The 14,314-nt window shown below is 44.7% G+C and carries 14 protein-coding genes; 3 read left to right on the forward strand and 11 right to left on the reverse strand.

Translation table 11 applies throughout. The features are described 5' to 3' along the window. Positions 1-261: 261 nt before the first annotated feature. Positions 262-765: an Lrp/AsnC family transcriptional regulator gene (locus tag ACZ5AE_RS25485; protein ID WP_464567285.1), complete on the forward strand. Its 504-nt coding sequence runs from the start codon at positions 262-264 to the stop codon at positions 763-765. Further along, positions 762-1,949, forward strand: a complete 1,188-nt coding sequence (locus ACZ5AE_RS25490) for an aminotransferase (RefSeq protein ID WP_464567286.1) — start codon at positions 762-764, stop codon at positions 1,947-1,949. Before ACZ5AE_RS25485 ends, ACZ5AE_RS25490 begins: the two co-directional genes overlap by 4 nt. Positions 1,950-2,105: 156 nt before the next feature. On the opposite strand, the gene ACZ5AE_RS25495 is transcribed toward ACZ5AE_RS25490, so the two are convergent. Further along, positions 2,106-3,098: a zinc-binding dehydrogenase gene (locus tag ACZ5AE_RS25495; RefSeq protein ID WP_464567287.1), complete on the reverse strand. Its 993-nt coding sequence runs from the start codon at positions 3,096-3,098 to the stop codon at positions 2,106-2,108. 173 nt (positions 3,099-3,271) lie between these two features. Between ACZ5AE_RS25495 and ACZ5AE_RS25500 the strand changes: the two genes are divergently transcribed. Further along, positions 3,272-4,759 (forward strand): sensor domain-containing diguanylate cyclase, encoded by a 1,488-nt coding sequence (locus ACZ5AE_RS25500; protein WP_464567288.1) that lies wholly within the window; start codon positions 3,272-3,274, stop codon positions 4,757-4,759. Between the two features lie 43 nt (positions 4,760-4,802). On the opposite strand, the gene ACZ5AE_RS25505 is transcribed toward ACZ5AE_RS25500, so the two are convergent. The 10 genes from ACZ5AE_RS25505 to fliP all read right to left on the reverse strand — a co-directional run bounded on the left by ACZ5AE_RS25505 (position 4,803) and on the right by fliP (position 14,283). Continuing rightward, positions 4,803-5,771 carry a 2-hydroxyacid dehydrogenase gene (locus tag ACZ5AE_RS25505; RefSeq protein ID WP_464567289.1) on the reverse strand — a complete coding sequence of 323 codons (969 nt, stop codon included), beginning with the start codon at positions 5,769-5,771 and terminating at the stop codon, positions 4,803-4,805. Between the two features lie 202 nt (positions 5,772-5,973). After that, complete coding sequence (locus ACZ5AE_RS25510; protein WP_464567290.1) at positions 5,974-6,312, reverse strand: PilZ domain-containing protein; 339 nt, start codon at positions 6,310-6,312, stop codon at positions 5,974-5,976. A gap of 151 nt (positions 6,313-6,463) precedes the next feature. Further along, the gene (locus tag ACZ5AE_RS25515) at positions 6,464-7,174 is read right to left on the reverse strand and encodes a FliA/WhiG family RNA polymerase sigma factor (protein WP_464567291.1); all 711 of its coding nucleotides are present in this window, start codon (positions 7,172-7,174) and stop codon (positions 6,464-6,466) included. Between the two features lie 33 nt (positions 7,175-7,207). Continuing rightward, on the reverse strand, positions 7,208-8,194 hold the full coding sequence (locus tag ACZ5AE_RS25520) for a MinD/ParA family protein (RefSeq protein WP_464567292.1): 987 nt from the start codon (positions 8,192-8,194) through the stop codon (positions 7,208-7,210). Next, positions 8,148-9,290 (reverse strand): flagellar biosynthesis protein FlhF, encoded by a 1,143-nt coding sequence (flhF, locus tag ACZ5AE_RS25525; protein ID WP_464567293.1) that lies wholly within the window; start codon positions 9,288-9,290, stop codon positions 8,148-8,150. The genes ACZ5AE_RS25520 and flhF overlap by 47 nt, the downstream gene beginning before the upstream one ends. Then, the gene (flhA, locus tag ACZ5AE_RS25530; RefSeq protein WP_464567294.1) at positions 9,290-11,338 is read right to left on the reverse strand and encodes a flagellar biosynthesis protein FlhA; all 2,049 of its coding nucleotides are present in this window, start codon (positions 11,336-11,338) and stop codon (positions 9,290-9,292) included. Before flhA ends, flhF begins: the two co-directional genes overlap by 1 nt. Positions 11,339-11,354: 16 nt before the next feature. After that, positions 11,355-12,452 carry a flagellar biosynthesis protein FlhB gene (gene flhB / locus ACZ5AE_RS25535; RefSeq protein WP_464567295.1) on the reverse strand — a complete coding sequence of 366 codons (1,098 nt, stop codon included), beginning with the start codon at positions 12,450-12,452 and terminating at the stop codon, positions 11,355-11,357. Beyond that, the gene (gene fliR / locus ACZ5AE_RS25540; RefSeq protein ID WP_464567296.1) at positions 12,449-13,231 is read right to left on the reverse strand and encodes a flagellar biosynthetic protein FliR; all 783 of its coding nucleotides are present in this window, start codon (positions 13,229-13,231) and stop codon (positions 12,449-12,451) included. Before fliR ends, flhB begins: the two co-directional genes overlap by 4 nt. A gap of 9 nt (positions 13,232-13,240) precedes the next feature. Next, a complete protein-coding gene (gene fliQ, locus ACZ5AE_RS25545; protein ID WP_464567297.1) occupies positions 13,241-13,510 on the reverse strand; it encodes a flagellar biosynthesis protein FliQ in 270 nt (89 codons plus the stop codon). Positions 13,511-13,587: 77 nt separating this feature from the next. Beyond that, positions 13,588-14,283: a flagellar type III secretion system pore protein FliP gene (gene fliP / locus ACZ5AE_RS25550; RefSeq protein ID WP_464573736.1), complete on the reverse strand. Its 696-nt coding sequence runs from the start codon at positions 14,281-14,283 to the stop codon at positions 13,588-13,590. Between the last annotated feature and the right edge of the window lie 31 nt (positions 14,284-14,314).

The following is a 14,314-nucleotide window of genomic DNA, read 5'->3' on the forward strand; positions in this document are numbered from 1 at the left end:
TTTTCATCAGTGTTTACTATCTACTATCTCCGATAGCTCCTTCATTGTTGTCTCCTGCATTAATGTCTTTCCACTGGTTCTTGACAACTAGCCGTGGACATTGTTTCCCTGCGTGGACACTTTTTATTGAGTGGCTGCGTTTTTTGTGATAGCACAATTTATTTGTTGTATAACAGTATTTGGGAGTGACTTTCATGCTTAGAAGGATTAAAATCATAGGTAGGATTTTTTAAGTTTAGCTAGTTTAGGAGGTACTCCATTATGAAGCTTAATAGCGAAGAAATTGAAATTCTGAAAATCATTGAAGAAAACCACAAAATATCTACAGCGACAATCGCATCCATGGTCATGAGCAGCGAGGAGAAAGTCAGCGAAACAATCAAGAAACTTGAAGAGAAAAAAATCATCATGAGCTACCCAACATTGATCAACTGGAGCAAGGTTGAAGGGCAGGAGCATACCATTGCCATGATTGAGGTAAAGGTCACACCAAAGCGCGGGGTAGGATTTGACGAAGTGGCGCAAAGAATCGCCCGTTTTCCAGAGGTTTCCTCCTTATATCTAATGTCAGGAGCTTACGATTTATCAATAACTGTCGAGGGAAGAACCATGAACGAGGTCGCTTCCTTTGTTTCTGAAAAATTATCGCCAATTGAAAGTGTTGTTTCCACAACTACTCATTTCATGCTGAAAAAATACAAGCATGATGGAGTACGCTTTGACGGCGGCGACGAAAAAGACCGCAGAATGGTGGTTACACCATGACGAAGGGCATTTCGAACTATCTTTCACATACAGCTAAAGAACTTAAGCCATCACCCATTCGGAAATTTTTCGATTTGGCCGCCAGCATGGAAGGTGTCATTTCGCTAGGTGTCGGGGAACCGGACTTCATCACTCCTTGGAACGTACGTGAAGCAACGATTCTATCCATCGAGCAAGGCTTCACTTCCTATACGGCAAACGCCGGCTTGCTGGAGCTGCGTGAGGAAATTGCAGCCTATCTACAAAGAGGCTTTAACGTGGATTACAATCCCGTTAACCAAATCATCGTCACCGTTGGTGCGAGCGAGGCAATCGACCTTGCCTTTCGGGCGATTGTGAATCCTGGCGATGAAGTCCTTATCGTAGAACCTTCGTTCGTTTCTTACGCTCCATTGGTGGCGTTGGCAGGCGGAACACCAATCCCTGTGTCCACTTCACCTGCTAACGGATTTAAAATTACGACTGAACAAATCGAAGCAGCCATTACGGACAAAACAAAAGCCATTTTAATTTGTTCTCCTAACAATCCAACGGGAACTGCGTTAACTCGTAAGGATCTTGAGGAAATTGCTAGAACAGTTGAAAAACATGATTTAATTGTCGTGATGGATGAAATTTATGCGGAACTGACCTATGATGAGGAATTCACTAGCTTTGCCGCAATTGATGGCATGTATGATCGGACGATTTTAATTAACGGTTTTTCCAAAGGCTTTGCGATGACAGGCTGGAGGCTGGGATTCTTGGCTGCTCCTGCTGAGTTTGTCGGGCATATGCTAAAAATTCACCAATATACGACTATGTGTGCGCCGCATATGCTTCAGCACGGAGCCATTGAAGCACTGCGTAACACATATCATGAGGTTGAATCTATGCGTAATAGCTATCGCCGGCGCCGGAATTATGTGGTCGATACTCTGAACAATATCGGGCTGGACTGCCATGTTCCTGGCGGCGCCTTTTATGTGTTCCCATCGATTAAGGCAACCGGCCTGAGCTCCGAGCAATTTGCCGAGAAATTGCTGATGGAGGAAAAAGTCGCCGTTGTACCAGGCAATGCCTTCGGTGAAAGCGGCGAAGGGTATATCCGCTGCTCCTATGCAACATCCATGGAACAGCTGCAGGAGGCATTGAAGAGAATGCAGCGGTTTGTCGAGCGAAGAGTGGGCGCTGCAGTAAAATAATGAATGGAGCGGGTTCTTTAGGACCCGTTCTTTTTTATGATTATACTGATTAAGAATCCGCCAAACGCCTTTAGATGCCTCAAAACAGGTATATTTTTTAAAAAAATTGCCTGATGCCACTCCCGAAGGCTGATATCAGGCAATTTCCTAAATATATTATCCAATATAAAACCCAATTTTTCCTAACTGCTCTGCTTTTTCCATCCGCTCAAAAGCCGCGCCGAACTCCTCAAATGAGTACATCCGGTCAACCACTGGCTTAATTTCATGCTTCGTTACAAACTCAAGCATTTCCTTGTATTCCTCGCCGCTCCCCAATGTGGTTCCAAACAACTTATACTGGCCGTAGAAAAAGTCGCGCAGATTGAATTCGACAACATCACCCGCTGAAGCTCCAAAAGTCACAATCGTTCCCCCCGGGCGGAGCTGCTTCAATGACTTATTAAAAGTTGCCGCACCGACGCATTCGATGACAAGATCCATTTTTTCACCGCCAAGCGCTTGCTCCCATTCTTCATTGCTGTCAAACGCCTTATCCGCACCAATCTCTAAAGCCTTCTGACATTTTTCTAACGAACGGGAAGTCACATAAACAACTGCACCAGCTGCTTTGGCAAACTGAAGCAATAAAGTCGCAACTCCGCTGCCGATACCTGGGATTAATACCTTCATTCCTTCGCGCACCTGGCCTTGTGTAAATAAAGCCCGGTAGGCTGTTAAGGCCGCCAGTGAAAGCACGCCTGCCTCTTCCCAGCTTAGATAGCCAGGCTTCAAGGCAACGTTATCGGCCGGAACAACGACCTGCTCCGCAAACGTTCCATGGAACGGGAGGCCAAGAATTTCAAACCCTGCTGGCGGTGCATCGCTCTTTTCTTTCCAGCCAAGGCTTGGGTTGATGAGCACTTCATCGCCCACCTTGACACCAACAACACCCTCACCAACCGCATCGACAACGCCGGCGCCGTCTGAACCAATGATGAGCGGCGGGTCTGTCGGTTTGTGGCGTACCAGCACGAACAAGTCACGATGATTGAGTCCCGCCGTTTTCAGCTTGACCCGTACCTCACCAAATCCTGGCTTCAACTCTTCCATTTCACGAATAGCCAGTCCCTCAAAACCAGCCTTGTCCGCATGCACAACTGCCTTCATCTCATTCACTCCATTACTATTTATTTTTGAAAAATATGTACTAAATCCATAATACTCTGAAAACAGCATTATTTAAATAAAATGACTTTTAAAAATAGTTTAATTGTTGCGTGGACAGGCCCCCATACCTATGATACACTACATTGGGAAAATTTGATTTTGGCGGGAAAAGGATGATTGACTTGAAGAAAAATACTATAAAACAGCAAAAGAATTCCGTTCCTGACCGAGAGTTTCAACAATCTAACTACGACACCCTCTTTGAGAGATTGAAGCTAGTTTCCTATATGCTCATCTACACCTATCCATGCTTTTTCATTGTTGATTTTTTCTTCTTGCAAAATCTCCAGCAGCCTGCCTTTAAATGGACCCTTATAGTGGTGCATCTTTTTGGGCTAGTCATCTCCCTTGCATTCATCATGATTTACCGGCGCAGCAGGAGACATATGGTTTCCAAAAGCCGGGTTGTCCATTCCTATATTTCGCTATATCTGCTGATAGGAGCTGTCTCATCAATTACTAGCCAGCTGTACACTGGAAACATCTACGCCTATCTGATTATTTTATTTGCGGTTGCGGTTATTTTTCCCATCCGGCCAAAGCACATGCTCACGATGATGCTCGGCGCCCATCTCTTTTCTATCGCTGGAGTGGCCTTTTTGGGAAATATAAATTATTCTTTCGTTTTAAATCTTGTCAATTCAACTGGGGCCGCCATAATCGCGTTTACAATAGCTTTAACCTTTTACAGATTTCGACAAAATGATTTTTTTAACAAGAGGAAGTTAACAAAAAACGAGGAAAGCTTCCGCCGCTTGTTCCAGCGAAATCCCAATCCGTTGATACTTACCAATTTGAACAACGAAATCCAACTGGTCAATCAGCAAGCGGTCCAGTACTATCAACTGGAGGGAAAAGAATTAGCGGCGCTTGATGCTGGTTTCTTGTTCGGCAATCCGGCTGAAAGACAAGATATTATGGAACGATTGTATATGGAGAAAAGTGTCAAAAATTACGTGACCGAGCAGCAGCTTGCTCCCGGTCAAAAGAAATGGTCGCTTTTGCATTTTGAGTTAGTGGATTATCATGATGAAACCTGCATCCTGATTGACACTACTGATATTACCGACATCAAGCGAAAGGAACAGGAGCTTATTGAGCGTGCCTCCATCGATATTCTGACAGGCGTCCGCAATCGCCGCAGCGGCATTGAACTGCTTAGGAAAGAGTTAAGTGCCGGAGCCAATTCCCGCGAGTTTATTCTTTTTTTCCTTGATATTAATGGATTAAAAAAGGTCAATGACAACTTAGGGCATGCAATCGGTGACGATTTGATTAGGACATGCTGCAAAACGATTGAGAGCCAAATCGTCCGGGGCGATATTCTCTTCCGCCTCGGCGGTGACGAATTCATCATTGTCTTTTTTGAAAAAGAATTGGAAGATGTCGAGCAGGTTTGGATGAATATCGAGGATGCGTTCAAGAACTTGAACGAGACCGGTCAGAAGCCATACAAAATTTCCGCCAGCCACGGGTTTTACCACTATAAGCCAGGTGCGCCAGTTACACTTGATGACATCCTGGAAAGTGCTGATCATGAGATGTATAAAAATAAATTCCTCTATAAGACGCAAAACGAAGGGTTATATCCTTTAAAATAGGGAAAAGGAGGATCTTTGTGTAAGGTCCTCCTTTTAAAAAGATTTAGCTCCCGACAACGTTTGCTTTTTCCACAGCCCCCGTTAACACATGGATAAGATTATCTGCGGCCATATTTGCCATTCCCAGCCGTGTTTGGACACTGGCACTGCCAATGTGCGGGAGCGCTACTACGTTTGGCAGGGTTAATAAAGGATTGTCGAGCGAAACCGGCTCCTGTTCAAAGACATCAAGGCCGGCACCCCAAATGTCTCCGTTTTTCAGGGCCTCATACAAGGCAGCCTCATCGACAATTCCGCCCCGGGCCGTATTAATCAGAATCGCGTTCTTTTTCATCAGGGCTAATTCTTCACTGCCGATAAGGTGATGCACCTTGGCGCTGTATGGAAGCATCAGGCAGACAAAATCAGACTGCTGCAATAAGCCCTTTAGGTCAGCATACTCGATACCAAGCTCTTCCTCTTTTTCTGGCTTTCGCGTCCGGCTATTGTAAAGAACCTTCATATCAAAGCCCTTTGCCCGTTTCACAAGGGCTTCGCCAATCCGCCCCAAACCGATAATTCCGATAGTAGCGCCGTATATGTCCTGACCGGTCATTTGCATGAGTGACCATGAGCCCCATTCGCCGTTATGTAATATGTCCGAGGCCTCCACCACTCTCCGTGCCGTGGCCATCAATAAGGCAAACGTCAAATCGGCAGTTGTTTCTGTAAGGACGCCAGGTGTATAACCCACCTTGACACCTTTTTCAGCTGCCGCTTGGACATCAATATGGTTATAGCCAACCGAGCAGGTGCTGATCATCTTTAGCATTTTAGCCTGCGCGAGTACATCTTTGTCAATTGTGTCTGTGATAAAACAATAAAGGCCGTCGACGTCTGTTACTTCCTTCAATAAGACCTCCCTTGGGACAGGGGTTTCTTCTTCGTCCCACATTCTTACCTCAAACTGGCTCGTAAGTCTCTTATAGAGTACATCCGGCAATTTCTTCGTTATATACACTTTTTGCTTCAACAGTCTACGCCGCCCTTCAATCTAATCTTATATGTTTCATTCTACTCCAAAATAAATTAATCGAACAACTGGATATTGGAAACGTAATGCAGCGATTTATCACTTATACGAAACGAAAAGGAATACACTTGTACAACGTGCGTATTATAGTAAAAAGACTCCCAAAGGGAGCCTTTAGCCTTTTTCTTAATGACTTTTTACTTCAAACTGCCATGAGTTTGTTTAGATAGGCGCGTGTAGTTTCAGGTGTGTTGAAATGGACGCCGTATTGGTACAGCTCGTTTGCTAATTCTTCTTTCCAGATGATAGTTCCCGGAAGGAGGATTTTTTCTTCTAATAAATCTGATGGAAGAGAATAGACGACTTCTTGATCAAGTAATAAATCTAAATTGGATATAAATCTTAGTCCCCCTGGGCCAACATTCTCGACAACGACGACGACATTTTCCATATTGGCTTCTACATTCATAAGCGTCAGTTCTGATTCCATCGGAAATGGGATGTTGACCCTAAAGTCCTTCTCTTTCATTTTTAAAACCATTGCAACCTAATCCCCTTACCTACGATTTTTATATAAAATGAATAATACTAGTAACGACCGTTTTCCATCCGGCGTTGAGCCATTTTCCTATTTTTATATAAAAATCTGATGCACTATTGGGGACTGAGTGAGGCACAAGCCCCCCCATGACTCACATGTATTCTTTTTCAAAGGCCAATTTTAGTTTTTTTATGATTCTTAAGTGGATTTGGGAAATTCGCGATTTATGTAGGTTTAGGATTCTTCCCACCTCGCTCATGCTTAAGTTTTCGTCGTAAATAAGGGAGAGAATGATTCTTTCCTTTTCTGGCAATTCGTCGATAAGGGAGACGAGGATTTGGCTGCGCTCCCTCTCTTCCACCAGCTTTGCCTGGTCAACAAACGAGTCATCAGAAAGAAAATCGATTTTCAGGACATTTTCCTCCCCGGCTTCAACCGGCTCGTCTAAGGAGGCTTGTTTTTCAAAGGATGCCTGCGTAAGAATATCCTTGCATTCTTTCTCACTTATCTTTAAATATTCGCTGACTTCATTAAGGGAGGGCTGCCTGAACAGTCTTTGCTCCAATATTTCAAAGGCCTTCATGACTTCTTTTTCTTTTTTCCGCAATGTCCTTGAGAGCGGATCGTTGCGACGGAGCCCATCATAAATTTCGCCGCGGATGCGCTGCGTCGCATAGGTTTCAAACTTGACATTGTTACGCTGGTTGTATCTGCGGAAGGCATCTAATAAACCCATCATCCCAAACGAAACGAGCTCGTCCTCCTCGACATGGCGGGGCAGACTTCTTTTCATTGCTTTGACGATTTTATGAACTAACGGCAGATAGCGATTAAATAACTCTTCTTCATGCTGTTGCTTCAATGTTATCTCCTCCTCCCTCAAATACTGACAAGTTTACTTTTTCGCAGCAAAACGGGACATCTTTTGGATAAACCCTCTAATTCCTGTGGCTGCATGGCGGCTGTCCCCGTCTCTATGTAAATAAATATTTACCATGTCCTTCATCCACTTGGCTGCTTGAGATTTCGGATAGTTTAGGTAAAAAGGTGTCTGCTCTAGGACAGATTGAAACACAAGGGAATCGTCCGGCATGAATCCAAGAATCTCAATCTCTTTATTTAAAAATCTTTTCGTTACCGTCCGTACTCTTCCGGCAATGGCGATTCCTTCCTTGGAATTGGCAACACGGTTGACCACTAACCGAACGTTCAGGTTCGAATCTTGGTAATGCAAAATTTTTATCACTGAATAAGCATCTGTAATTGCAGTCGGTTCCGGAGTTGTCACTAGAATAATTTCATCCGCTGCTAAATGGCAGCGTTGCGATTCCCTCGATAGACCCGCTCCTGTATCAAACAGAACAATATCTGCGTACCCCTGCAGTTTTCCAAGTTCGGCAAACAAATAATTGGCATCATCATCACTTAAATCCAAAATTTTATCAAAGCCGCTCCCGCCGGAAATCAGTTCTAGTCCGTTCGGTCCTTTTCCAAGGACTTCCCAGATGCTTTTTTTCTCCATCACCATATCGATGAGATGATACCTTGGTGTTATGCCCAGTAAAATTTCCAGGTTAGCCATGCCAATATCGAAATCAATTAAGACCACCTTTTTACCCGATTCGCTCAAGCTGAGGGCAAAGTTTAACGCAAAATTGGATTTGCCCACCCCGCCTTTGCCGCTTGTGACGGATATTACCTTTGTTGCTTTTTCGTGTTGTGGAACTGCATCTGCTTTTGGTGTTATTCCGCGTTGGGCAAAAATTGCCGCTTCGGATACTGCTCCACCGTGGGCCTTTATCGATGTTTCAGGAGCTGATTCCTGCTCAACTCGATTAAAACGCTGATACAATTCTCTCAGTCTCTGCGCCTGATCCTGCACGTTCATCTACTCCCATTATCTTTTTCGCCATAAATTGCGCCTCTGCAAGCATGATGTCCTCGGGAACCCCTTGCCCCAAACTCAGGAAAGATAAAGGGTAGGGATAGTGATACACCAGATTTAACGCCGACCCGAAACAAGTGCTTTCATCCCACTTCGTCAGGATGACTTTGTCGATCTGCAGCGATTTCATTTTTTCCACTATACGCTTCATATCTTTCCATCTAGAGGTCATGCTGAGCACAAGGTGATTTTCCTGCTTGGACGCTTTACAGAGAAGCTCATTCATTTGCTCAATATATTGCTCCTCTAGATAATTCCTGCCGGCCGAGTCCATAAAAATCATTTGGCAATGCTCTAGGCGCTCCATCGCAAGTTTCACCTGTTCAGGACTATCAGCGACCTCAATCGGCACATTTAAGATATTGGCGTAGGTCCGGAGCTGCTCCACTGCTGCTATCCGAAACGTATCTGCTGTTAATAGGCCAACTTTTTTTCGTTGATAAAGCACCTGTCTGGATGCTAGTTTCGCAATCGTAGTCGTTTTTCCGACACCCGTTGGGCCTAACAGCGTAATCATGTTGACCGCTGAATCCAGCCCACCAGGTGCGATGCCATCCTGAAACAGCCCCGTTATGGCGTCGTAGACCAATTCGCCCACTTGTTGTTCGGTTAGTTCCTCTAACGAAGGGGATTGTGCAGTGATTTTTTTTTCAATAAAACAGATGACTTCCTCGTCAACCTCCTGCTCCTCTAACCGCACCCGCCATTTCTGAAGCTTTTGGCCCAATCGTATAGCCGCCACAGGTTCATCATTTTTTGAAAAATTCTCAAGCAGCCTCTCCACATTTTCCAACCGTCTCAGCACTTCCGATTCTTCCGCTTGGGGCTGTTTTGCCTTATTTTGCTCTTCCGGTTGCTTCTCCACTACCTCTGAAGCAGCAATCACTTCCAATTGCTTCCTCTGAAAAAAGCCGAACAACCCGCCAGTTTTGATTTCCTTCGTGTTTAAAATCACCGCATTTTCACCCAACTCCTGGCGGATCAGTTGAATCGCCTGCGGCAGGTAATCGACTATATATCTCTTAATCTTCATTAAGCAACCACTCCAGCATGTTGAAAATGAACGACACCAATATTTTGGACCTCGACATCAGATTCCAACTCGTTAAACGAGATAACGGGAATATCAGCATTAATCCGTTCGACAATTTGTTTGAGATACATCCTGATTGCCGGCGAAGTCAGGATAATCGGCTGAATTCCCACATTAACCACCTGTTGAATCGTGTCATTTAAGGAATGCACCAATTGCTGAATCGTTTGCGGGTCCAGCGTTAAATACACACCCTGCTCCGTTTCTTGTACATTCTCGCTAATCACCTTTTCAACATTGGCATTCACCGTAATCACTTGAATCATTTTATTGACGGCCAATTGGCTGGTAATTTGCCGTGCGAGTCCTTGTCTCACATATTCGGCCAAATAATCCGGATTTTTTGTAAATACAGCCCAATCGGCAAGTGTTTCAAGAATAACCGGCAGGTTCCGGATCGAAATTTTTTCTTTTAACAGCTTTTGCAATACCTTTTGAACCTGCCCGACCGATAACAGCTGCGGAACCAATTCCTCCACCAGGGAAGGGTAGTGCTCCTTTGCCTTGTCGATTAGCTGCTTCGTTTCTTCTCTTCCTAAAATTTCATGCGCATACCGCTTGATCGTTTCCGCAAGATGGGTTGTAATGACAGAAGAAGCATCGACAACTGTAAAGCCGAAAATTTCCGCCCTTTTCTTCATCTCCTCCTGAATCCATAAAGCTGGAAGTCCGAACGTCGGCTCGGTTGTTTCAATTCCAGCAATGCCATGATCTTCATCCTCTGGCGACAGCATCAGATAATGGTTTAGAAAAATTTCCCCTCTAGCAATCTCGTTTCCTTTTAATTTGATGACATACTCATTGGACTCCAAATTGACATTATCGCGAATCCGGATGATCGGAATGACCAGCCCCAATTCCAAGGCGACCTGCTTACGAATCGCAATCACCCGGTCCAAGATGTCCCCGCCCTGGGAGGTATCAGCTAACGGAATCAATCCTAAACCAAACTCAAATTCAAGTGAATCGACATGAAGAAGGTTAAGCACATTCTCCGGACTATTTTCTTCCGCAGGAGGAGTATCACTGACCTCCTCCTGTGCATCTTCCTCTTTTTCCTTCGCTTTTTGCATTTTATAAGCAGCCAACACAAGCAATCCGGCTATACTCCAGGTTAACAAGATGCCGATTGGCGTCACTAGACCAAACAAGGCGATACAGCCGGCTACCACATAAATTAGCTTCGGGTAAGCAAATAGCTGGCGGGTCAGGTCATCACCGAGGTTTCCATCTGAGGCTGCACGGGTCACGATAATACCGGTTGCTGTTGAAATGAGCAGGGCAGGAATTTGGCTGACGAGACCGTCCCCGACAGAAAGGAGGGTAAACGTGCCTGCGGCCTGAGCAAAATCCATCCCCATCATCGTCATCCCGATGATGAAGCCACCAATAACATTGATAAAAAGAATAATGATTCCGGCGATGGCATCGCCTTTAACAAATTTACTGGCACCGTCCATGGCCCCGTAGAAATCTGCTTCATGACCGACCTTTTCCCGTCTCGCCCGGGCGTCCTTTTCACTGATGAGACCGGCGTTTAAATCGGCATCAATGCTCATCTGCTTACCCGGCATCGCATCCAAGGTAAAGCGCGCCGCTACCTCTGCGACCCGCTCGGAGCCCTTCGTAATAACAAGGAATTGGATAATAATCAGAATTAAAAAGATGATAAAACCGATCACAGGATTTCCGCCGATAACGAACTCCCCGAAGGTAGCCACAACTTGGCCCGCATGCCCATGCGACAAGATCGCCCTTGTCGTCGATACATTCAACGCCAAGCGAAAAAGTGTCGTAATCAGTAAGAGAGAAGGGAAAATCGAGAAATCTAAAGGCTCTTTTGTATTCATCCCCACCAATAAAATCGTAATCGACAGCGATATATTGATAATCAGTAAAATATCCAACAGAATTGGCGGCAATGGAATGACCATCATAACGACAATCAGCAATATCGCAAGGAGCACGGAAATATCTTTAAATTTCATCTCTTCACCTTCTTCTTCAAAACTTACCTTTTAACCGATACACATAGGCCAGAATCTCAGCAACCGCTTTAAATAAGTCCTCCGGGATTTCCTGGCCAATTTCTACGTTGGCATATAACGCACGCGCTAAAGGTTTATTCTCTGTTATGATGACGCCATTTTCTTTGGCGATTTCTTTGATTTTTTGTGCCATGAAACCGACACCCTTTGCCAAGACGATCGGCGCAAATGCTTTGGAAGCATCATAGGAAATTGCAATCGCATAATGAGTCGGGTTGGTGATGACGACATCCGCAGTTGGTACGTCCTGAATCATCCGGTTCATCGACATCTCCCGCTGGAGCTCTCTGATTTTCCCTTTTACCAGCGGGTCCCCTTCACTCTTTTTATGCTCATCCTTGATTTCCTTGATCGACATTCGCAGCTTCTTTTCATGGTCAAATTTTTGAAAAATAAAATCGGCCACTCCGATAACGACATACAGAATTGAGGTAATCAGTCCCAGTTTGACGATAACAGTAAACAGGTAGGAAATCATTTTTGCATCACCCATTTGCGAAAGCTGCAGGATGGATCCTATTTCTTTTTTTAAAAGCCAATAGGAAACACCCCCAATCAATGTGATTTTCAGGATATTTTTTAGCAGCTCCACCACCGAACGCATTGAAAAAATGCGTTTCGCCCCTTCGACGGGGTTTAACTTTTTCAAATTGAATTTAAGGTTTTCCGTTGTAAATAAAAAGCCGATTTGGATGTAGTTTGAGAATAACGCCGCTACGAACGAAACAAGCAAAACCGGCAAGACTATTTTAAAACAGAGCACGGTCAAATCTGCAAACAACTTATGGGTGCCTGCCGGCGACAGCTCTCTTATTAAATAGGAGGAAAAAAGTTCGCGGAACAGAAAAAGCAGCTGAGTTCCAAGATATTTTCCGTAAATAAGGAGAAATAAGAAAAAGGAAGCAAGCATCAAAGACGAAGACAACTCCATACTTTTGGCCACTTGACCCTTATTTCTAGCTTCCCTTCTTTTTTGCGGGGTCGCTTTTTCCGTTTTTTCCTCCGAGAAAAATTGCAAATCTACTGTTAGTAAAAAGGAACCCTTAGTCTTCATGATGATGCCCCTATGATGCGAATCATCTCGCTGAGTGATTCTACCATTTGGGAAAACAAGGTATTGAGCAATAGGAAAAAACTCGGCAATGCCACAAGCATGACAAGAAAATGAACCCCTATTTTCAAGGAAAAACCGACCACCATCAGATTGATTTGCGGGGAGGTTTTCCCGATGATACCAAGCAATAGGTCGACCAAAAACAACGTAAACACGATGGGGGCCGCCAGTAAAAAGGCAATCACAAACGAGTTTTTGAAAGTTTCGAGCATGAACGTTGAGATTCTGCCGTCTGTAAACGCCGGCACAAGCGCTTCAATCGGAATCCAGCGGTAACTTTCCAATACTCCTTGAAGAAGCAGGTGATGGCCATTCATTGACAGAAAGAACAGGGTCGCCAGCACATTTTTTAGCCTGCCTGTTAAATTGGCATTTGTACCCGATTGCGGATCAAAAACCGCGCCCATTGAAAAGCCAGCCTGCAGGTCAATAAGGGTCCCTGCCAATTGGATAGCGTAAAAGAGAATAGATGCGATGAAGCCGAGTCCCAAACCGACTAGGCCTTCTTTTATAAGTAGCACGATATAACCGCCTGAAAAAGCCTGTGGGGTATGTGACGGTTCCACAGAAATGAATACAATGACGGCCATGAAAAATGAGAGTCCAATCTTAAAGGGTGCCGGAATTGTTCTCATCATAAACACCGGTACTGTGATGAAAAAACAGCTGACACGTGCCAGGATAGGCAGAAAGTCGGGAATTTGATTCAACCAGTCCATGCTGCTGCACTACCCTGTATAATGGGACAGATTGCCCAAGATATTTTGCGTAAAGTCTAATAGATGCTGGAGCATCCACGGCCCAAACAGCAGCAACCCGACAAACACTGCGATAATCTTCGGAACAAACACTAGAGTTTGCTCCTGAATCTGGGTTACAGACTGAAAAATGCTGATAACAAGTCCGACCACCAAAGCAATTCCCAAAACGGGTGCAGCAACTAATAGAGTGGTATAAACGCTTTGCCTAGATACTTCGAAGACCATTTCCGGTGTCATGATGATGAAAACCTCCGTTATTTGAGGGGCCAGACCCCCGGTACTTTAATGCGGTGAACCAGCGGGGGTCTGACCCCCTAAAAGCTGGTAAGCAAGGATTTGACGATAAGATGCCAGCCGTCGACCAGGATAAATAACAGAATTTTAAATGGCAGTGAGATCAGAACCGGCGGGAGCATCATCATGCCCATCGCCATTAAAATGCTGGATACGATCATATCAATGATTAAAAAAGGCAAAAAAATCATGAAGCCCATTTGAAAGGCAGTTTTTAACTCGCTGATAGCGAACGCCGGTACTAGCACATGCAAGGGAATATCCTGAATCGTTTGCGGTTTTTCTGTCTTCGAGTAATCCAAAAAGAGATTCAAATCCTTTTCCCTCGTTTGTTTCGCCATGAATTCCTTCAGCGGCTTGCTGGCAGTTTCAAAGGCCTGCTCCTGCGTAATTTTCCCATCCATCAACGGTTGGAAAGCGTTCTGGTTGATATCTGAAAAAATGGGTCCCATCACAAACATTGTCAGAAACAGCGCCAGACCGACGAGCACCTGATTAGGCGGCATTTGCTGCGTTCCTATAGAGGTGCGGACAAATGACAGCACAATCACAATCCTCGTGAACGACGTCATCAGCAGCAAAATGGCCGGGGCCACCGAAAGAACCGTTAATAAGAGAATTATCTTAATCGACGAGGCCACTGCCTGGGGTTCGGACGATGTATTGATCCCAGGGATAGGGGAATTGAGAGCAGCAAAGCTGACATCTTGAAAAATAAAAAAGAAAATAGGTATGAAAATGAGAATT

The organism is Neobacillus sp. S1227 (assembly GCF_055385255.1).

What these genes read in the sequence shown, in the direction of transcription:
- ACZ5AE_RS25490 (WP_464567286.1), top strand. Translation starts at nt 762, where the DNA reads ATGACGAAGGGCATTTCGAACTATCTTTCACATACAGCTAAAGAACTT.
- flhB (WP_464567295.1), bottom strand. Translation starts at nt 12,452, where the DNA reads ATGAAGACTAAGGGTTCCTTTTTACTAACAGTAGATTTGCAATTTTTC.
- ACZ5AE_RS25485 (WP_464567285.1), top strand. Translation starts at nt 262, where the DNA reads ATGAAGCTTAATAGCGAAGAAATTGAAATTCTGAAAATCATTGAAGAA.
- ACZ5AE_RS25510 (WP_464567290.1), bottom strand. Translation starts at nt 6,312, where the DNA reads ATGGTTTTAAAAATGAAAGAGAAGGACTTTAGGGTCAACATCCCATTT.
- ACZ5AE_RS25495 (WP_464567287.1), bottom strand. Translation starts at nt 3,098, where the DNA reads ATGAAGGCAGTTGTGCATGCGGACAAGGCTGGTTTTGAGGGACTGGCT.
- ACZ5AE_RS25500 (WP_464567288.1), top strand. Translation starts at nt 3,272, where the DNA reads ATGATTGACTTGAAGAAAAATACTATAAAACAGCAAAAGAATTCCGTT.
- fliR (WP_464567296.1), bottom strand. Translation starts at nt 13,231, where the DNA reads ATGGACTGGTTGAATCAAATTCCCGACTTTCTGCCTATCCTGGCACGT.
- fliQ (WP_464567297.1), bottom strand. Translation starts at nt 13,510, where the DNA reads ATGACACCGGAAATGGTCTTCGAAGTATCTAGGCAAAGCGTTTATACC.
- flhA (WP_464567294.1), bottom strand. Translation starts at nt 11,338, where the DNA reads ATGAAATTTAAAGATATTTCCGTGCTCCTTGCGATATTGCTGATTGTC.
- flhF (WP_464567293.1), bottom strand. Translation starts at nt 9,290, where the DNA reads ATGAAGATTAAGAGATATATAGTCGATTACCTGCCGCAGGCGATTCAA.